Here is an 18,034-nt window from a genome sequence, read left to right as displayed (position 1 = left end):
TCATGCGTCTCCGATCACCGGTCGTCGTCTCTGGTTACTGGCCGGTCACCACCGTGCGCAATCACCCGGCCGAGGTCAACCACGAGAGCTCGCTCACCTACGGGGCGAAGCCAGGTGGGTACGGCGGGTCACCGGGTCTGGCGGTCGTGTGTGCACAGGTGCAGCATGTTGCGGTGAACGCCGCACTTCGCACCGTCGTCTCGATCGTCGCGGTCGCGCTCGCCTACTACGCGACCGCGCAGGTCGGCCTCGTCCTGGCCCTGGTGGAGGGCCAGGTGACGCCGCTGTGGCTGCCGACCGGCATCTCGGTCGCGGCACTGCTGATCGGCGGCCGCCGGCTCTGGCCCGGCATCGCGCTGGGCGCGTTCGCCACGAACGTCACGCTGAGCGCCGGCCACTGGTCGGCCGTCGTCATCACCGCCGGCAACACCGCGGCGCCGCTCGTGGCCTGGTACCTGCTGAACCGGTTCGGGTTCCGGCCCGCGCTCGACCGGCTGAAGGACGCGCTGCTGCTCGTGTTCATCGGTGCGCTGGCCGCGATGCTGATCAGCGCCGCGGTCGGCACGGCGGCGCTGGGGATGGGCGGCGTGATCGGGTGGCACGACGTGCCGGCGGTGATGTCGGTGTGGTGGACCGGCGACGCGATGGGCGTGCTGGTGTTCACGCCGTTGCTGCTCACGGTGCCCCGGCGGTGGAAGGCCCCGCCGCGCAGGCTGGTCGAGGGCGGCGTGCTGCTGCTCGTCACGGCGGGGCTCGCGTCGGTGGTGACGGTGTCGGGGTCGCGGCTGCTGTTCCTGGTGTTCCCGATGCTGATCTGGGCGGCGCTGCGGTTCCAGCACGCGCTCGCCGCGCCGTGCGCCGTGATCATCTCCGTGGCCGCGGTGATGGCGGCGTCCGGCGGCCACTTCTCGGCGGACGCCCTGCCCGCGACGATGATCGTGCTCCAGGCGTTCAACGGGACGGTGGCGCTGACCGGGCTGATCCTGAGCGCGATCACCAGCGAGCGGAACCAGGCGCGGCAGGCGATCGAGCGCGCGTGCGAGCAGCTGGCCGAGACCGTCGCGCACTACCAGGAGGAAGGGGTGCGCACGCGGCTCGGGCGCGTCGTGCCTCCCGGGACCCCGGCGTCCTGACGCCGCCGCGCGCCGTGATCCGCGAGCGGTGCACGGATGGGGTAGGAAGGGGTATGGATCCGGTCAAGGCGTTGAAGCAGGTGGCCTTCCAGCTCGAACGGGCGGGCGAGCCGACCTACCGCGTCCAGGCGTTCCGCACCGCGGCCGCCGTCCTCGCCGGCCTCGACCCCGCGGACGTCGAGAAGCGCGCGAAGCTCGGCACGCTGACCGACCTGAAGGGCGTCGGCAAGTCGACGGCCGGGGTGGTCGCGGACGCGCTGGCGAACCGCGAACCGGCCTACCTCGCGAAGCTGCGGCACGTCGACCTCACCGGCGGCGAGGAGTTGCGGTCGAAGCTGAAGGGCGACTGCCACGTCCACTCCGACTGGTCCGACGGCGGCAGCCCGATCAGGGACATGGCGGAGGCGGCGCGCGACCTCGGCCACGAGTTCATGGTGCTGACCGACCACTCGCCGCGCCTGACCGTCGCGAACGGACTGTCGAGGGAGCGGCTGGAGGAGCAGCTGGAGGTCGTCGCCGAGCTGAACGCCGAGCTGGCTCCGTTCACGGTCCTCACCGGCATCGAGGTCGACATCCTCGACGACGGCTCGCTCGACCAGGACGAGGACCTGCTGGCACGGCTGGACGTCGTGGTCGCGAGCGTCCACTCGAAACTGAAGATGCCGAGTGCCGAGATGACCCGGCGGATGGTCAACGCGGTGAGGAACCCGCACGTCGACATCCTCGGCCACTGCACGGGCCGGCTGGTGGTGGGCAAGGGCCGGCCCGAGTCCCAGTTCGACGCGGGGAAGGTGTTCGAGGCCTGCGCGGAGCACGGCACCGCGGTGGAGATCAACTCGCGGCCGGAGCGGCTCGACCCCCCGCGCCGCCTGCTGAGCCTCGCCGTGGACGCCGGGTGCACGTTCTCGATCGACAGCGACGCGCACGCACCGGGCCAGCTCGACTGGCTGAACTACGGCTGCGCGCGGGCGGAGGAGTGCGGCGTCACGCCGGACCTGGTGGTCAACACCCGGCCCGCGGACCGGCTGCTGTCCGGGTGAGGTGCTCGTACCAGGACACCAGCGGGCCGGTGTCCGCCAGCGCCCTGGTCAGCGCCACCCGGCACAGGTCGTGGACCGGTCCGGGGTCCCAGGCGCCGACCAGGTCGTCGAACGATCCCAGCTCGCCCAGGGCATAGCGCTCCAGTCCCTCGCAGATCGGCACGACCGTCCCGTCCCGCTTGACCACCAGCGGGTCGGCCCGCACGAACGCCGACGGGTCCGTCCGCAGCAGCGTCGCCGACGTGACGTCGAACTGCACCTCGACGGCGTCGTCCTCCGCGACCCGGTTCAGCTCCACGGCCGCGTAGACCAGGTCGACCCGGTCGACGCCGTGCGGCCGCACGCGCACCTTCCGCGCGCCCTCGCCCACGGCCTCGGCCGCCAGGTCCCTGATCGACGCCACCGTGCGCGGCACGAGGTCGATCATCACCGTGACCCGGTGACCGTCGGCGGCGCACTCCCCCACTTCGTCCACTCCGACCACGAGCTCGGCCCCCGGTACGGCGGCGAGCCAGCGAGGGTCGCGGACCTCGACTCCCATATCCCGCAAGAGGGGCCATTCGGCGGAGAAATACCGGTGTCTTGGTTGGCAGACGAACTCTTTTACCCGGCTGTCCGGATCAATGCCCGCACCATTTTCATCAGAGGGCGAACGATCGCTCTGTGCAGCGGTGATAGGCCAATCGAGGGACTTGCAGTAACACAATCGGGAATGGCGGAAACGTGCGCAGAAGTGCGAGCGAAGTCATGGTTGGGAGGGAGCCAGCATGCGCCGCCAGTTCATAGTGCCAGCGGAGACATGCGCCAGAAGTGCGGGTGAAGCGCGCCGCACGGTGCTACGAGACCTCCACGACGGGATAGGCCCCTCGCTCGCCGCCGTCGCCTTCGGACTGCGGTCGGCCCGGCGGCTCCTCGCCACCGATCCGGCGGCCGCCGCGCGGCTGCTCGCGACGCTCGAGGACGAGGTGCACTCGGCGATCGGCGACATCAAGACGCTGGTGGCGAGCGAGCACCCGGCCCCGGTGTCGCGGCTCGGGCTCGTCGGGGCGGTCGAGCAGTTCGTGGCCGACCTGCGGTCCCGGCTGCACATCGCGATCGACGTGGCGGTGCTCGGGGAGATCCCGGCGCTGCCCGACGCGGTGAGCGTCACCGCGTACAAGATCATCCGGGAAGCCCTGACCAACGTTGTCACCCACGCCGACGCGCGCACGTGCCAGGTGCGGCTGTGGTTCGATGCCGAGCTGCACGTCGAGGTGGTCGACGACGGGGTGGGCGCCCCGGCCGAGGTCTCCGGCGGCGTGGGGCTCGCGTCGATGCGGCGGCGCGCGAGCGACCTCGGCGGGAACTGCCACGTCGAGCGGGGCAGCGACGGCGGCACGAGGCTCGCGGCAGCGCTGCCGGTCTCATGACCCTGCGCGCCCTGGTCGTCGACGACCACCCCCTCTTCCGCCGTGGCGTGATGGAGGCGCTGGTCGACGGCGGCATCGACGTCGTCGGCGAGGCCTCCGGCGGCACGGCCGCGGTCGCCCTGGCCGGGGAGCTGCACCCGGACGTCGTCGTGATGGACATCAACATGCCGGACCTCGGCGGCATCGAGGCGACGGCGCGGATCGTCACCGCGCGTCCGTCCGCCCGCGTGCTGGTGCTGACGATGTTCGAGGACGACGAGTCGTTGTTCGCGGCGATGCGGGCCGGTGCCCGCGGGTACCTGGTGAAGTCCTCGCGGCCGCAGCAGATCGTGGACGCGGTGCGGGCCGTCGGCGAGGGCGAGGCGATCTTCAGCCCCGCCGTCGCGACGCGGCTGCTCGCCTTCTTCGCCGGTGCGCCGAGACCGAGCACGCTGCCGGAGCTGACGGGACGCGAACGCGAGATCGCCCACCTCATGGCCGCGGGCAAGGGGAACGCGGCGATCGCCCGGGAGTTGTTCCTCAGCACCAAAACCGTGCGCAACCACGTCTCGAACATCCTGCGCAAGCTCCAGGTGGCCGATCGCGCGCAGGCCGTGCACAGGGCGCGGCAGGCGGGCTGGGGATCCTAAACCCGTTCCGGGACAGGTCGGGACAGGTGCCCATGTCGACCGGGACGTTCCCGGCAGGATGATGGAGGAGCCGACGTCAGAAGGGGAGAGCTGATGATCGCCGAACCGGTCACCGTCGTCCTGCACGCCACCGACTCCATCACCCGCGCGGGCGTCACCGTCGCACTGCGGTCACGTCCCGAGATCAGGCTCGTCGAACCGGAGACCGCGGAGGGCTGCGTCGCCCTCGTCGTCGCCGAACGCCTCGACGAGAACGTGTTGCAGCTGCTGAGAAAGCTGCAGTGCCGGCCAGGCCCCGGGATCGTGCTGATCGCCGGGGACGTGGCCGACGCAGAGCTGCTCGACGTGGTCGGCATCGGCGTGTCCGCGGTGCTGCGCCGGGCCGACGCCACCCCGGACACGCTGGTGCGGCTGATCCGCGCGGCCCACGCCGGCGAGGGCTCGCTGCCTGCGGACCTGCTGGGCCGGCTGCTGGGGCGCGTGTCCCAGCTGCAGCGCACCGTGTTGCGCCCCCACGGCCTCAACCTCGCCGGGATGTCCAGCCGGGAGACCGAGGTGCTGCGGATGATCGCCGACGGCCTGGAGACGCGGGAGATCGCCGAGAAGCTGTGCTACTCGCAGCGGACGGTGAAGTCGATCCTGCACGACATCACCAACCGGTTCCAGCTGCGCAACCGGGCCCACGCCGTGGCGTTCGCGTTGCGCGAAGGGCTGATCTGAGCTCACTGCGCCCGTCCGTTCAACACGACCGAGGGCGTGCACGCGCCCTTGGGCTGCGGGTTCTGGCAGCTCACCCGGAACACGATCTTCTCGCCCGGCTGGAAGCGCAGCGGTTCCTGGAAGTGCTCGTCGCGGTCCCGGAAGTTCCCGAGCCCGATCACCCGGATCACGCTGCGCGTCCCGCCCGCGTCCCTGACGAGCTGGGCGGTGCCCGTGTCGCCCTTCGCGTTCTCGAAGAAGATGTCCTTGATGAGCAACGTCTTCTTGTCGTCCGGCGGGGTGAACGTCACCTCGGTGAACGTGCCGGCGTTCGCCACGATCGCGGAGGTGGAGTCGATCCGGAACGTCACCGGCGTGCCCTCGGCCGCTGCCGCCGGGGGTTTGGGCAGGGTCGGGGTCGCGGACGTGTCGCCCGGTTTGATGCCCAGCGCGTCGAGGGCCTGACCGGCGTTCGCGGCGGCCTGTTTGGACTCGTCCTTGGCCGCGCCGGCCGCGCTCGCCGCCTCGTCGGCCTTCTCCTGGATCTGCCTGGTCTCCTGCTGCATCGCCTCGCGCGCCGCGGATTTCACCGCGGGGGCGAGCACCGAGAACCACAGGGCCGCCAGCGCCGCCGCGATCAGCAGCAGCGCGATCAGCGCGGGCACCAGCCACTTCGGCAGCAGCTGGCGCTGGACCATCGTGCCCTGGGCGAGCAGCGGGTCGCCCTGCTCCGGCGTGACCTCCACCTGGAACGGGAGCCGCCGCGGCTCGCCGCGCAGGTAGGTCCTGCGGGGCTTGGCCTGCACCCGCACGAACGTCGTGGTGCCCGGCGGGAGCACGACCTCGGTGCGGTCCAGGCGGAAGTCGAGCTCGTCCTCGGGGTCGAGGGCCCGCAGCCGCAACGCCGCGGGCGCGTTGCCCACGTTGTCGACGGCGACCTCGAACTTGGCCCGCCGCGAGCCCTCGGCCTTGGCGGGCACCAGTTCCGCGGCCACGTCGGTGAACGCGCCGACGACGACCACGCCCTCCTCGACGACCGAGCCGTGCGGGTCCTCGCGGGAGATCACCCGCACGCCGAACGGGACCGAGCCCGCGTGGACGCGCGCGTCCCGTGGCGGGGCGAACCGGACGAGCACCGGCGCGGACTCACCGGGGTTGAGGTTCACCACGGCGGGTTCGGCGCGGCTCCACGACGCGGCGTCGCCCACGACGTCGATCGTGAACTGGTCCACCAGTTCGCCGGCGTTGCGCACCACCACCTGGCAGGTGACGTCCCCGCCCGGCACGACGGACAGGTCCGCGGTGGACAGCGTCGCAGTTGCTCCCATGTCCAGAAGTCTCCTCGTTCGGCTGCCGGGTGGCAGCGGCGGTGAAGGCGTGACCGGGTGCGCTCCGCGCTGCCCGAGGGGGCAGCCGGGTCGTCACCCCCGTTCGACGAAGTCCAGCGGCTGCACGGTGTTCGGGACCGCGAGGAAGTCACCGGACCTCACCTCGCCGAACCTCGTGCCCTCGACGGGGTTCGCCGTGGCCTGCCGCACGCCCTCGGTGTCGTTGTGGAACACCAGCATCTGCGCGGAGAACGTCCCGTCGGCGGTGGTGAGCTCGCCCGGGGTCTCGGCGATGCCGGGACTCCAGCCGAGCCTGATCCTCGCGCCGGGAGGGAAGTCCCTGCCCTGCACCGAAACCACGCCGCCGAGCGGTCCCGCCTGCTGGTCCAGGGTCAGGGTGGGTTGCCTGATCACGATCTGCGTCGTCGAGACGTTGTCGAGCGAGTCCTCGTCCGGGCCGGTGGCGACGACGACGCCGACCAGTTCCCGGTCGACGGCCTCGGTCGCCGGGATCCTGAGCTCGACCTCGGCGTCGCCGTCGGGGCCGAGCGTGCCGACCGGGCACTCCGGCAGGCAGCCGAACGACGAGGCGATCACCCGGACGTCGGTGAGCGTCGAGCCGGAGCTGTTGAACAGCGCGAACTTCACGACCACGTCGTCGCCGCCGACGAACGCGGGCCGGGGGCTCGCGGACATCTTGAGCGACAGCGACCCGGTGCGTTCCAGCACCTTCACGGTGGCGCGTGCCGTGATCGCGCCGACCGCGGCGGTCACCACGTGCTCGCCCGCCGTGACGCCGGTGGCCTCGCCGCTCACGACCTTCCGCTGCCCCGGTGCGAGCACGCCGAGGTCGGTGCCGGCCGGTCCGCCGTCCAGCCCGTCCGCGGCGGTCACGGTGAGCACGGCGGGTGCGGCCGCGAACCCGGTGTTCGCGACGGTGACCTCGATCGTCGTCTCGCCGTTGAACGGGATCTCGGCGGGTGTGGCGGTGATGGCCAAGGTGATCCGCGCGAGCCGGCGCACGGTGGGCTGGGCGCCGTTGCGGGTGTAGAGCTGCGGTGCGCCGCTGCCGCGGACCGTCCACAGATCGGGCGGCGACTCGAAGTCGCCTTCCTCGAAGACGATCCCGCTGCCGTCGGGGAGCCAGGCCGCGTTCCTAGGGCGGACTGCGGTGTCGCTGCCTGAGACGAGCACGCGCGCGGCGGACCCGTCGGCGCTGACCTCGCAGAGGCGGCCGTCCTGCGTGACGGCGAGGCTCTTGCCGTCGGGTGACCAGGCCGGGTCCTCGTCGCGGCGGCCGCGGCACGGTTCGGGGAAGCGCGGGGACAGGTCGAGCTGGCTCCTGCCGTCCGGGGTGACGAGCCAGATCTCGGGGCCGTCGGAGTCCGCCGTGGTGACGGTGACGACGGCCGTGTCGCTGCCGGTGGCGCCCAGCGCGTCGGTCGCCGTGCAGGTCACCGTCGTGACGCCGATCGGGAACCTGGTGCCGGACGGCGGTGTGCAGACCGGGGTGAGCGGGCGGTTCTGGCTGTCGGCCGCGCTCGCCTGGTAGGTGACCGCCGCGCCGGTGCCGTCCTGTGCCGCGGTCCGGATGTCGTCCACGCGCACCAACGGTTTCGCCGCGTCGGTGACCTGGACCTCGACGTGCTGGACGTAGCCGGGGCGGGTCTGCTGCTCGTTGTTGAGCCGGAACTCCACGGTGCAGCGCAGGGTCGTGCCGGGTGCGACGCCGGGGGCGACGGTGAACCTCTCGCCGACCGCGGCGTCCTGGCCGCTCGGCACGACCGCCTCGGGCGGGGTGAAGGCGACGCCGAGGCCGTTGTCGCACCGGGAGACCGGGGTGACCTTGACGTCGAGGTCGCGGATGCCGGCGAGGATCGCGGTGCTGATCTCCTCCGGTTTGGTCTGGTCGTAGGTCTGCAACGAGCCGTTGGTGGCCGCGACGAACCGGCTCGCCTGCCCGAACTGGTCGAGCCCGCCGCTGTCGATGCCGACGAACCGGATGTTCCTGGCCCGCAGGGCCGCGATGGCGTTCGGGACGGTGTCCGCGCCTCCCGGCATGAGCCCCTCCGCGGTGCCCTCGTCGCCGATGACCACGACGACGCGGCTGGAGTCGGGCCGGAAGTCGAACGCGCCCGTGGCGGTCTGGATCAGCGCGTGCGCCCAGACCTCGGTGGACCCCTCGTCGGTGATGATGGTGACGTCGTCCTGCCAGTCGCCGACGTTCTCGGTGAGCGGCACGTGGACGGTGAAGGTGCGGCCGGCGTTCTCCGGTCCGGCGTAGGAGCCGATGCCGAACCGGGTGTCCGGCTGCTGCGCGCGGATCTCCTTGATGATCTCGTCCAGGGTGCGCTTGACGCTGCCGAGCTCCTCGCTCATCGAGCCGCTGATGTCGATGAGGACCACGACGTCGGGCTTGGGCGGGACGCGCGGTGTGCGCACGAGCTGGCTGACGTCGAACGTGCTGCCCACGCGCGCCGGGCGGTCGGTCTCCGGTTCGCTGATCTGCGCGGGGGTCGCGGTGATCGTGCTCGACCGCCGGGTGATGGCGATGGTCCTGCCGTCGGGCGACCAGTCCGGCTGGGTGTCGTCCGCGATCAGGTGCTCGGGGACGGTGATCTCGCCGGTGCGCACGCCGTCGGCGACGCGGTGGACCTGCACGACCGGGGTGGTGCCCTCGCCGTTGGGGACCCAGGTGACGAGGGCGATCGACAGTCCGTCCGGGGACCACGCGGGTTGTGTCTGCCTCAGCGGTTCGGTGGTGAGCCGCCGGGGGTTGCCGCCGTCGGCGTCGGCGATGACGACGTGCCCGTCGTCGACGTAGGCGAGCTTGGTGCCGTCGAGGGAGAAGGCCGGATCTTGCTGCTCCCGGCTGTTGTTCGTGAGGTTGGTGCGCGCGTTCCCGGAGCTGTCGGCCTTGAAGACGTCGCCGCCGCCGGTGAAGCCGACGTCGAACGGCTCGGGCACCGGCGGCTGGGCGTACGACGCCGGAACGGGCAGGGCGAGAAGAGCCACCAGCAGCAACGGAAGCGCGCGCACGGTCAGTTCACCTGCTTCGCGAACAGCTCGATCTCGCTGATCACCGTGTCGGTGCTCTCGGCGGACGGGTAGACGCCCGCGACGAGGACCTGGACCTGCCTGACGCCGTCGCCGTTCGCGATGGCGTGCTCCTGCTGGCCGGGCTGGTCGGTCAGCGTGACGTCGTGGGTCTTGCCGGTGTCGAACACGAGCGTGAGGCGCTGGGGGCGTTGGGAGCCCAGGTACTTCTTCGGGTCGCCGCTGTGGACGATCATCCGGCGCAGGTCCGTGACGTGGTCGAACTGGATCGTGAGCGCCGCTGTCTTGGGGTCGGTCGGGGCGGCCCAGAAGGTGCCCTTGTCGTTGTCCATCGCGAACGCCGCCGGGTGGTCGGGGCGTTCCTGCGCGGCCGTGATCGAGCTCTGCCGCACCGGCACCCAGTCCTCGGCGAAGATGCCGGCGACCGCGTCCTTGGCCGACACCACCCGCGTGCTGACGGTGGCGCGGAACGGCGGCGAGAACGCGTACAGGCCGCCGAACAGCAGCAACACCACGGCCAGCGTCCAGCGGATCGCCTTGCCGACGCCCTGCCGCACCCGTCTCGCGCGGCGCGGGCGGCTGCCGTGTTCGCGGATCTTCGGACCCTTCGCGGGCAGCCACCGCTTCCACCACGGTTGCTCCTGCCGGACCGCGTCCACCAGCGAGTGGCCGCAGACCCCGCAGAACCGCCGGGTGTCCGGGTTGCCCGACCCGCACATGCCGCAGATCAGGTCGCCGGCCTGCGGCTCGCGCTTGAGCGTCTGTTGTGGACGGTGGTGGGGTTGTTGTTGCTGTTGCAGTGCCGCGTCCGGCTGGACCGCCCCGGTCTGCGCCGGAGCGCCGGTCCACTGGAGGAAGTCGCCGCAGCTGCCGCAGAACTCGGCGTTCCGCGCGTTGTGCTCACCGCAGCTCTGACAGACGATCATGAGGTCACCTCGAGGGTCGTGGCGACGTGCGCGGGCACCATCCGGCGCACCGCCGCGGTGATGCGGGCCCTGTCGACGGCATCCGGGTCCGCCACCCGGATCCGGACGAGCACGTGGGCTGGCGCGGTGCCCGGCATGGGTCCGCGCGGGTCGCGCGAGGTGGCCGTGCCGCCGCTGTCCACGACGTCGACCCGGCCACCGGTGAGGAGCCGGACGTGGTCCGCGATGCCCTGACGCGTGCCGCGGAGCCGGTGCAGGTGCACGGCACTGGCGACGAGCTCGCGGCGCTGGGCGGTCGGCCAGCTCTCGTCGAGGTCCAGCGCCACCCAGCCGGCGAGCCAGTCGACGAAGTCCGCCGGGGCGAGGCGGGGGTCGAGGTAGGAGGAGAAGCAGTCGAGGACGGTGAAGACCGGCGCCAGCACCTCGTCGAGTGCCCTGGTGAAGCGCTGGGTGAAGTCGTCGTCGGTGTAGACGGCGGGCATGCGCTCGCCGATGGGGTGCGGGGAGACGAGGTCGTCGACGGCACTGCGCATGTCAGCTCCTCGCCACCCGCACCTGGTGCCCGTAGGAGAAGGCCAGCCCGGTGGGCGGCAGGTCCACCCGCTGCACCGACTGCCCGCGCTCCCCCGTCACCAGGTTCGCCGCGAACAGCTTCACGTCCTCCACCAGCTCCACCCCCGCGATCCGTTGCAGCACCGCGTACACCTCGCCCGAGTGCACCGGCCGGCCGAACGGCCAGCCGCCGCCGTCCGCGCCGCCGCGGATCGGGTCGAGGTAGTCGCCCAGCGCGTCCACCGCCCGTGCCCGCACCGCCTCCGTCGGCGTGCCGGCACGGGCCTTGAGGTCCGCCACCACCGTGACTCCCTGGTAGAAGGGCGGTTCGACGCTCACCCGCGCCCCGACGCACCGGCGTGCGTCGAGGTGGCGCGCGATCCGGTCGAGGGTCTCCTGGTCGACCTGGAGGGCCGCGAAGCCCGTGTCCTCGCCGGCCGGGACGGCGGGCACGACCAGCACGCGCACGCCGTCTTCGCCCGGTGCGCAGCGCACCCGTGCGACCTCGGGCGCGGCCTCCCGCGCGAGGATCTCGTAGTCCTCCGCCGTCACGGCCCGGTCACGGGTCCGCAGCGACAACGGTCCCCGCAGGGCGGCGTCCTCGACCGACTCGCCGGAGACCCCTCCCCTGCCCGGCCTGCGGTTCGTGATGGTGCTGACGAACGGCACCGGGTCCCGTTGCACCGTCACGAGGTTGCGCGCGACGTTGCCCCTGGTGCCGCCACCGGTGCGGTACTCGGGCACGCGGATCGCCGCCGACTTCGCCGGCACCGCGCCGTAGTGCCGCAGGCCGCCGTCCTGCCGGCGCACCGCGGGGCCGAAGATGATCTGGCCCTCGGTGTTGTCCACCAGGAAGTGCCGGTCCTCCGGACCCGACTCGGTGAACGCGGGCACCTCGGTCCAGGTGTCCCAGCCGTCGGTGGCGGCGACCTCCACGACCAGCGGCGCTCCGGCGACGACGGGCGTGCGGGCGAGCGGGAACCGTTGACCCGCAACACCTTCCGAGACGCCGATGGTCTCGCCCCGCACCACGTCGGCGTGCACGGCCTCGGTCGTGCCGCCGATCGTCGACGCGGTGACGTCGCGGATCCGCGGCGAGCGCTGGTAGAACGGCTGGCCCTGCCACAGCTCGGCGGCGCGGCAGCGCAGCCAGCCCGCCCGCTGCCGGACCAGCACCGACGTGGTGTGGCCCGCCGGGACGTGCACGACGACGTCGCCGGAGGAGTTGAAGCCGCCGTTGGTGAAGCTGTCGACCTCGCAGGCGGTCCAGCCGTCGTCGGTCCAGGCCTCCCACGCCCACGGCGGGTCGGCCGGGTTGATGCCGGAGCCCATCGGGTCGCAGTCGAACCTCAGCAGCACCGCGCAGCCCGGCACCGCGGCGGACAGGCCGAACAGCACGGCGTCGCCGGGTTCCGGCTGCTCGCTGAACGCGGCCGGCTCCTTCACCGCCCTGAGGTCGTCGGTGCGGTCGACGGGCTGGCCGTGCGCCGTGGCCGTGGCCAGGTGGGAGAGCTCGCAGGGCACGATCGTGAGCGGGCGGTCGACCGTGAAGACGACCGGCTCCTCGACGCCCCGGCGCTGGGTCGCGACCTGGTTGCCCCGCGGCACCTCGACGGGCGCGGGCTGCGGTGCGGAGAGCCAGTAGGTGACGTCCACGCGGGCGGCGGTCGGCGCGAACAGCTCCACGCCGATCAGGTCGAGGAACTTGAGGTAGTGCAGCTTCGGCACGCGGTTGAGCCGGTACACGAGCTCGTCGACCATGTGCGCGAACGCCTCGATCAGCGTGACGCCGGGGTCGGAGACGTTGTGGTCCGTCCACTCGGGACAGCGCTGCTGGACGCGGCGCTTGGCCTCGTCCACGAGCTGCTGGAAGCGGCGGTCGTCCAGGTTGGGCAGGGGAAGCGGCATCACGCACCGTCCTCGTGGGGCGGAATGACGTAGAACGGGAAGACGAGGTTGCGGGGGTCGTTGGTGTTGCGGAGCGTGTAGCGGATGTCGATCAGCAGCGTGCCGCTCGCGACCTCGGCGAAGTCGACGACCACGTCGGTGAGGTCGATGCGCGGTTCCCACCGCTCCAGCGACTGCCGCACCTCGTAGGCGATCTGCCCGGCCGTCGTCGAGTCGGCGGGCGCGAACACCAGGTCGTGGATCGCGCAGCCGAACTCGGGCCGCATGGGTCGTTCACCCGGCGCGGTCGCGAGGATCAGCCGGATGCTCTCGACGACCTCGCGGTCGCCGTCCACCAGCGCCACCGATCCCGTCGCGTCGGTGCGGACGGGAAAGCTGATGCCCCTGCCGATGAAGTCCACCGCTCACCCTCCGATCAGGACGGTCGGAGCGCCCGGCGGCAGGATCGGCGCGCCGCAGCCGCTCATGTCGGTCACGCGCGCCGCGGGCTTGCCGCCGATCAGCACGGTCGGACAGCCCGGCGGGACGATCGGTGTCGGCGGGTGCACGGCGGGCGGCGGGAACGAGCACGTGTGCAGGTCCCCGACCGTGGCGGCGGGCTTGCCGCCGATGAGCACGGTGGGCACGCCCGGTCCCGTGATGACGCCGGGATGTGCTGTCATGTCGCCGACTCTGGCCGCGGGTGGCATCGCGTTCCCCCTAATTGATCTTCACGATGGCGCCCTTGACGGTGAGCGGGCCGCTCGCCGTGACCTCCGTCTGGGCCTGGCCGGCGATCTTGACCTGCGCGCCCTCCGCCGTGAGCTCGGTCTGCGCCTTCACGGACACCTTCTGGCCCTTGAGCTCCAGCGGCCCCGAGCCCGCGTCGACGGTGATGCCGTTCTGCGCCTTGACCGTGATGGTCTTGCCGCTGGTGATCTCGACGCTCTGCGCCTTCTGGTCGAGCTTGACGACGAACTTCCCGTCACCGCTGGAGATCACGACGCCGTCGTCCTCGACGAACTCGACCCTGTGCCCCTTGCGGCTCACGAACCCGCGCGCGGCGATCGCCCCGTTGGCGCTGTCGACCGCGGGTCTGCCGAGCTTCGGGGGCTTGTCCTTGCCGTTGTGGAGGCCGCCGAGCACGTACGGGGCGTCGAAGTCGCCGTGCTCGAACCCGACCAGCACCTCGTCGCCGACCTCGGGCAGGACCAGCGCGCCGCGGCCGTTGCCCGCGCCCTGCTGCACGGTCCTCGCCCACACGCTGGTGAGCTCGCCGGACAGCCACGGGAACTTGACCTGGACGCGTCCGAGCTCCGACGGGTCCTTGGCGTTCGTGACGATCGCGGGCACGAGTCCGTTGAGCGGCCGGTCCTTCGTGCTGTGCACGAGCCCGTAGAGGGAACGCTCCTGCCTGCCGGAGACGGTGAACTCCGTGGTGTAGCCGGTGTGTTCGGCGAAGAGGTGGCGGGTGCTGGTGAGCGTGTACCTGCCCTGGAACTGCTCGCCGACGTTGGCCAGCGCGACCGCGGTGCCCGCCTTGAGCTCGGGGTTGCCCCTCGCCACCCCGGTGAGCTCCGCGCAGGCCCCGCCGAGCTGCGCCGCCAGCGCCTCCGCGGCGGTCTTGGCCTCGGCGTGCGTCCGGTAGGGCAGGCCGGCTTCCAGGTGCGGAGGTGCGCCGAACTTCTTCGCCAGCGCGGCGGGATCGGCCTGGGCGACCTCGACTCCTGCCGTGTTCGGGACGGCGGTGGCGACGACCTCCTGCTTGTTCTCGAAGTCCCAGCCCCGCACCTGCACCTCGGGCACCTGGCCGGCGGTCGTGATCCCGGCCCTGAGCGCGACGAGCGTGCTGTGCATCTCCAGGACGAGCGGGTTCGTCTTCGCCTTGGCGTTGGGCTGCGGTGCCGACGCGGGTGGCTCGGGCAGCCTGAAGTCGAGCTTGCCGTCCTTCACCGCGATCTGGGCGCCGACGGTGCGCGCGAGGCGGCTCAGGAACTCCCAGTCGCTGACGTTGTCCTGGCTGAGCTGCGTGTCGGGCCTGCCGCCGAAACCGGGGACGGTGTCGATCGTCCCGGCCTTGATGCTCGCGCGCCCGGCGACCTTGCGGACGACGTCGGCGACCGTCATGTTCGGGTAGACCGCGACCCGCTTGCCGCGGAACAGCCGGTGCGCCTCGTCGTAGCCGCGGACCTCGGTGAACGTGCCATGTGCGTCCAGCTCGACGCCGACGGCGGTGATCTCGCCACTCATCAACGGCTTCGGCCCGCCGGGGTCGGCGGTCTGCACCTTGAGCGCGGCCCTGGAGCCGATCTTGAAGCCCGCCTTGGCGAGCACGACGTGGCCGGGGTCGCGGAACCGGAGCACGAACATGTCCGGCAGGTTCCGGCTGTCGTCGACGTAGGCGTAGGTGAGCAGCAGCTTGACGTCCGCGGGCAACGGCTGCCCGTCGACCTCGACGACGAGGTTGTTGGCGAAGCTCTCGTTAGCCATGCTGGATCTCCTCCAACGCCGGAACGAGGACGGTCGTGCCGAGCCGCAGCCGCATCGGGTCGTCGATGTCGTTGGCCGCGGCGATGTGCCGCCACAGCTCCGGGTTGCCGTAGGCCTGGTACGCCAGGCTTTGCAGGCTGTCGCCGGCCGTGAGGGTGCGCGCGTCCCGTGCGGCCAGTGCGCCGCTGGTCGGGTTCTGCCCGCCGGGTTCGCCGCTGACCTCCTCGAGGTTGACGGTGCAGACCGCCCTGACCGGCATGCCGCCGGGCGTGAAGAGCGTGTACTTGGCCGTGACGGCGGAGACGTAGCTCGGGAACCCCGTCGTGGTGCCCCACTTGAAGATGACCCACGGCGGGCTGCCCTTGGCGTTCTGCCGGGAGTCCTTCGTGGGCACGGTGAGGTTGAAGAGCTGCTCGACCTTCTTGATGGTCGCGTCGCCCATGGTGTCGGTGGAGTCGAGGAAGATCTCCAGCGTCAGCTTGGCCGGTTCGGCGCCCTTGAACTCCGGCACGCCCGCCTTGGCCGCGTTGGGCTGGGTCTGCCGCTGCCACTTGGCGTTCTTGGCGAGCGTCAGCTCCTTGGGGTTGAACTGGAACTTGATCTCGTCGATCTGCGCCCCCGGCTTCTGCAGCCCGCCCGGTTTCGGCGGCTCGTGCACCGTGAGGGTGGCGTGCTCCATCTTCTTGGACGTGGTGGCCGAGCCCGCGCTCGTGAACGTGACGGTCATCGCGCGTCCAGGAACCCGTGGTGCGCCAGCTCCAGCGTCTCGGTGGCGACCTTGGTCTGCTCGGCGCTGAGCTGCGGCCCCGTCCACCGCACCGGCACGACCTCCGACAGCGACCAGCTGGCGATGGTCCTGCCCTCCAGCGTCTTGGCCTCGATCACCGCGGTCCTGCGCTTGATCCCCGCCGCCATGCCCGCGATCCAGCTGGTGATCTTCTGGCTGTCCCTGGTGACCGGCCTGCTGAGCTTCACGTTGGGGTACTTGATGCGGGTGGGCAGCTGCCACACCATCCCGTTGTTGCCGCCCTCCTCCCGCTGCTCGATGACGAACTCGCACCCGAGCCCCTCGCAGCTGTTGAAGGACCCGAGGTCGTCCTTGTCCACCGACACGCTGAAGCAGACGGCGACGGCTTCCTCCGGTGCGGTCATGGCATGTCCCTCACAGGTCGGTGAGCGCCCCACGACGCTCGCGGTCGAGCCACAGATCGGCCTTGAGCCGGCGCAGCAGGGGGTCGTACAGCTTGCGGAGCAACTCGTCGGCGTTCTGGTGCTGGGGAGCCGCTGCCGGCGCTTCGGTGGTCTGGGTCTGGGTTTGCGTCTGGGTCTGGGTTTGGATCGGTGCCGCTTCGACGCGCTGGACCACTTCCTGGTGGGTTTCCCTGGGTGGGGCTGGGGTCGGGCGTTCAGGCTGCGGTGTTTCGGGGATGCGGGCGACCACCACCGGTAGTGGGGTGGTTGCCCGCTGGACCACCGGGTTGGCCGGTTCCGGGATGGACTGTGTTCTCTGCGGTTCGGGGGTGCGTTGGGTCGTGACGGTCAGGACCGGCAGATGTGCGGTGTGTCCGGCGGTCGGTGCCGTCTGGAGGGGTGGGACTGCCTGGGGTGGTCGGCCGGGTTCGGTCGGCTGGATCGCCCGCTGCACCACGTGCTCGTGCTCGTGCTCCGCGGGCTCGGGCGACTCCGCCCGCATCACCAGCTCGGTCGCCCCGACCAGCGGAGCTTCCGGCGAACCACCGCCCTCGGGGCTCACCGCCCGCTGCGAAACGGCCGGTCCCACCACCCGTTGCACCACCGGCCCCGGCACCGTGTCACCAGGAGCGGCCTGCCTTGCCGCCATCGGTTCGGCAGGTCGCGGGCCCTCGGGCACGGCTGCTCGCTGGAGCAGCGGGGAGATCGGCTCGCCGAGTCCCAGCCTTCGGGGCTTCGCGGCGGTTGTCGTCGCGGGGGAAGCATCCGACAGAGCCCGCTGCACCACCGCCGGCAGTGAGGAAGGTGGATTCCCCTGCGCGGCCGGCCCGCCCACGAGTCCGGCGTCCGGCGAGGAGCTCGCCGGCTCCGGCGGGGCGATGTCCGGCACCGTCTGCACCGGCTCAGCAACCTCCGGCGCGGGTGCGGCCGTGCGCAACACCACCGGTTCCAGCAGGGGCATCTCCGGCACCACCGGTGCGGCGATGCCCGACATCACCGGTTCCGGTGCGGCCGCCTCCGGCACCGCCGGTTCCGGCACAGTCGCCTCCGGCACAACCGGAACCGACGCCGGCTGATCAGGCACCGTGGCCTTCGGAGCAGTCGGCCTCGGGGCGACCGCCCTTTGTACAACGGAGTTCGGCGCCGCCGTCCTTTGCACCACCGGACCCGGCGAAACCGGACTCGGCACCGCCGAACCCGGCGACACCGAACCCGGCGACACCGGACTCGGCGACACCGGACTCGGCGACATCAGGCTCGGCGTTATGAGACTCGGTGCCACCGCCCTCTGCACCACCACACTCGGCACCACCACACTCGGCACCACAGATCTCGGCGCCGCTTCCCTTTGGCCCACTGGATCCGGCGCCACGGGATTCGGCACCAACGCGCTCGGTGCCTCTGGACCAGGCACCACCGCATCCGGCACCACGGGACCCGGCATCACCGGACTCGACACCACCGCCTGTTGCGCCACTGGATCCGGCACCACGGCCCTTTGCACCACCGCACTCGGCACCCGTGGGCTTGACACCACTGCGTTCGGCTCCACTGGAGCCGGCGACCCTGAACCCGGCACCACCGGACTCGGCACCACCGGACTTGGCATCTCCGCCCTTTGCACCACCGGTTCCGGCACCGCTGAACCCGGCACTGTCGCCCTTTGCACAACCGAACCCAGCGCCCCCGGACC

The 18,034-nt window shown here is 71.7% G+C and carries 17 protein-coding genes and 1 pseudogene; 6 read left to right on the top strand and 12 right to left on the bottom strand.

The window, feature by feature from the left end; translation table 11 throughout:
* Positions 1-1,133: MASE1 domain-containing protein (locus VF330_RS40120; protein WP_330856990.1), on the top strand; the 1,133-nt coding region annotated here is incomplete at its 5' end.
* Positions 1,134-1,186: 53 nt separating this feature from the next.
* Positions 1,187-2,173 (top strand): PHP domain-containing protein, encoded by a 987-nt coding sequence (locus tag VF330_RS40115; protein WP_330856989.1) that lies wholly within the window; start codon positions 1,187-1,189, stop codon positions 2,171-2,173.
* On the opposite strand, the gene VF330_RS40110 is transcribed toward VF330_RS40115, so the two are convergent.
* Entirely contained in the window at positions 2,136-2,714 is a 579-nt protein-coding gene (locus VF330_RS40110; RefSeq protein WP_330856988.1) for a hypothetical protein, read from the bottom strand. The genes VF330_RS40115 and VF330_RS40110 overlap by 38 nt on opposite strands.
* 292 nt (positions 2,715-3,006) lie before the next feature.
* On the opposite strand from VF330_RS40110, the gene VF330_RS40105 reads away from it, so the two are divergent.
* From VF330_RS40105 to VF330_RS40095, 3 genes are all read left to right on the top strand, one after another.
* Positions 3,007-3,582 carry a sensor histidine kinase gene (locus tag VF330_RS40105; protein WP_330856987.1) on the top strand — a complete coding sequence of 192 codons (576 nt, stop codon included), beginning with the start codon at positions 3,007-3,009 and terminating at the stop codon, positions 3,580-3,582.
* Positions 3,579-4,211 carry a response regulator transcription factor gene (locus tag VF330_RS40100; RefSeq protein WP_330856986.1) on the top strand — a complete coding sequence of 211 codons (633 nt, stop codon included), beginning with the start codon at positions 3,579-3,581 and terminating at the stop codon, positions 4,209-4,211. The genes VF330_RS40105 and VF330_RS40100 overlap by 4 nt, the downstream gene beginning before the upstream one ends.
* 93 nt (positions 4,212-4,304) lie before the next feature.
* Positions 4,305-4,931 carry a response regulator transcription factor gene (locus tag VF330_RS40095; protein ID WP_330856985.1) on the top strand — a complete coding sequence of 209 codons (627 nt, stop codon included), beginning with the start codon at positions 4,305-4,307 and terminating at the stop codon, positions 4,929-4,931.
* A 2-nt stretch (positions 4,932-4,933) separates the two neighbouring features.
* Here VF330_RS40095 and VF330_RS40090 read toward each other — a convergent pair whose 3' ends face one another.
* The 11 genes from VF330_RS40090 to VF330_RS40040 form a co-directional block, all read right to left on the bottom strand.
* Entirely contained in the window at positions 4,934-6,238 is a 1,305-nt protein-coding gene (locus VF330_RS40090) for a hypothetical protein (RefSeq protein ID WP_330856984.1), read from the bottom strand.
* Positions 6,239-6,331: 93 nt separating this feature from the next.
* Positions 6,332-9,277: a VWA domain-containing protein gene (locus VF330_RS40085; RefSeq protein WP_330856983.1), complete on the bottom strand. Its 2,946-nt coding sequence runs from the start codon at positions 9,275-9,277 to the stop codon at positions 6,332-6,334.
* 2 nt (positions 9,278-9,279) lie between these two features.
* Positions 9,280-10,221 carry a zinc ribbon domain-containing protein gene (locus VF330_RS40080; RefSeq protein ID WP_330856982.1) on the bottom strand — a complete coding sequence of 314 codons (942 nt, stop codon included), beginning with the start codon at positions 10,219-10,221 and terminating at the stop codon, positions 9,280-9,282.
* Positions 10,218-10,754, bottom strand: a complete 537-nt coding sequence (locus tag VF330_RS40075; RefSeq protein ID WP_330856981.1) for a phage tail protein I — start codon at positions 10,752-10,754, stop codon at positions 10,218-10,220. The genes VF330_RS40080 and VF330_RS40075 overlap by 4 nt, the downstream gene beginning before the upstream one ends.
* A gap of 1 nt (position 10,755) precedes the next feature.
* Positions 10,756-12,681, bottom strand: coding sequence for a putative baseplate assembly protein (locus VF330_RS40070; protein WP_330856980.1), 1,926 nt, complete (start codon positions 12,679-12,681; stop codon positions 10,756-10,758).
* Complete coding sequence (locus VF330_RS40065) at positions 12,681-13,082, bottom strand: GPW/gp25 family protein (RefSeq protein ID WP_330856979.1); 402 nt, start codon at positions 13,080-13,082, stop codon at positions 12,681-12,683. The genes VF330_RS40070 and VF330_RS40065 overlap by 1 nt, the downstream gene beginning before the upstream one ends.
* Before the next feature lie 3 nt (positions 13,083-13,085).
* Positions 13,086-13,370, bottom strand: coding sequence for a PAAR domain-containing protein (locus VF330_RS40060; protein WP_330856978.1), 285 nt, complete (start codon positions 13,368-13,370; stop codon positions 13,086-13,088).
* Positions 13,371-13,380: 10 nt separating this feature from the next.
* Entirely contained in the window at positions 13,381-15,150 is a 1,770-nt protein-coding gene (locus VF330_RS40055; protein WP_330856977.1) for a VgrG-related protein, read from the bottom strand.
* Positions 15,143-15,877 carry a peptidase M23 gene (locus VF330_RS40050; protein WP_330856976.1) on the bottom strand — a complete coding sequence of 245 codons (735 nt, stop codon included), beginning with the start codon at positions 15,875-15,877 and terminating at the stop codon, positions 15,143-15,145. Before VF330_RS40050 ends, VF330_RS40055 begins: the two co-directional genes overlap by 8 nt.
* The gene (locus VF330_RS40045; protein ID WP_330856975.1) at positions 15,874-16,302 is read right to left on the bottom strand and encodes a phage tail protein; all 429 of its coding nucleotides are present in this window, start codon (positions 16,300-16,302) and stop codon (positions 15,874-15,876) included. Before VF330_RS40045 ends, VF330_RS40050 begins: the two co-directional genes overlap by 4 nt.
* Before the next feature lie 10 nt (positions 16,303-16,312).
* Positions 16,313-17,395 (bottom strand): hypothetical protein, encoded by a 1,083-nt coding sequence (locus tag VF330_RS40040; protein WP_330856974.1) that lies wholly within the window; start codon positions 17,393-17,395, stop codon positions 16,313-16,315.
* Positions 17,396-17,426: 31 nt separating this feature from the next.
* Between VF330_RS40040 and VF330_RS40035 the strand changes: the two are divergent.
* Positions 17,427-18,034 (top strand): annotated as a pseudogene (locus VF330_RS40035) (hypothetical protein); the annotation flags it as partial.

The organism is Lentzea sp. (assembly GCF_036380075.1).
Lineage (GTDB): Bacteria > Actinomycetota > Actinomycetes > Mycobacteriales > Pseudonocardiaceae > Lentzea.
Note: the sequence above shows the minus strand (reverse complement) of the source record. Positions and strands in the feature narration are given on the sequence as shown.

Coding starts and splice junctions, on each gene's coding strand:
- VF330_RS40115 (WP_330856989.1), top strand. CDS start 1,187: ATGGATCCGGTCAAGGCGTTGAAGCAGGTGGCCTTCCAGCTCGAACGG.
- VF330_RS40110 (WP_330856988.1), bottom strand. CDS start 2,714: ATGGGAGTCGAGGTCCGCGACCCTCGCTGGCTCGCCGCCGTACCGGGG.
- VF330_RS40100 (WP_330856986.1), top strand. CDS start 3,579: ATGACCCTGCGCGCCCTGGTCGTCGACGACCACCCCCTCTTCCGCCGT.
- VF330_RS40095 (WP_330856985.1), top strand. CDS start 4,305: ATGATCGCCGAACCGGTCACCGTCGTCCTGCACGCCACCGACTCCATC.
- VF330_RS40090 (WP_330856984.1), bottom strand. CDS start 6,238: ATGGGAGCAACTGCGACGCTGTCCACCGCGGACCTGTCCGTCGTGCCG.
- VF330_RS40080 (WP_330856982.1), bottom strand. CDS start 10,221: ATGATCGTCTGTCAGAGCTGCGGTGAGCACAACGCGCGGAACGCCGAG.
- VF330_RS40075 (WP_330856981.1), bottom strand. CDS start 10,754: ATGCGCAGTGCCGTCGACGACCTCGTCTCCCCGCACCCCATCGGCGAG.
- VF330_RS40070 (WP_330856980.1), bottom strand. CDS start 12,681: ATGCCGCTTCCCCTGCCCAACCTGGACGACCGCCGCTTCCAGCAGCTC.
- VF330_RS40060 (WP_330856978.1), bottom strand. CDS start 13,370: ATGCCACCCGCGGCCAGAGTCGGCGACATGACAGCACATCCCGGCGTC.
- VF330_RS40055 (WP_330856977.1), bottom strand. CDS start 15,150: ATGGCTAACGAGAGCTTCGCCAACAACCTCGTCGTCGAGGTCGACGGG.
- VF330_RS40050 (WP_330856976.1), bottom strand. CDS start 15,877: ATGACCGTCACGTTCACGAGCGCGGGCTCGGCCACCACGTCCAAGAAG.
- VF330_RS40045 (WP_330856975.1), bottom strand. CDS start 16,302: ATGACCGCACCGGAGGAAGCCGTCGCCGTCTGCTTCAGCGTGTCGGTG.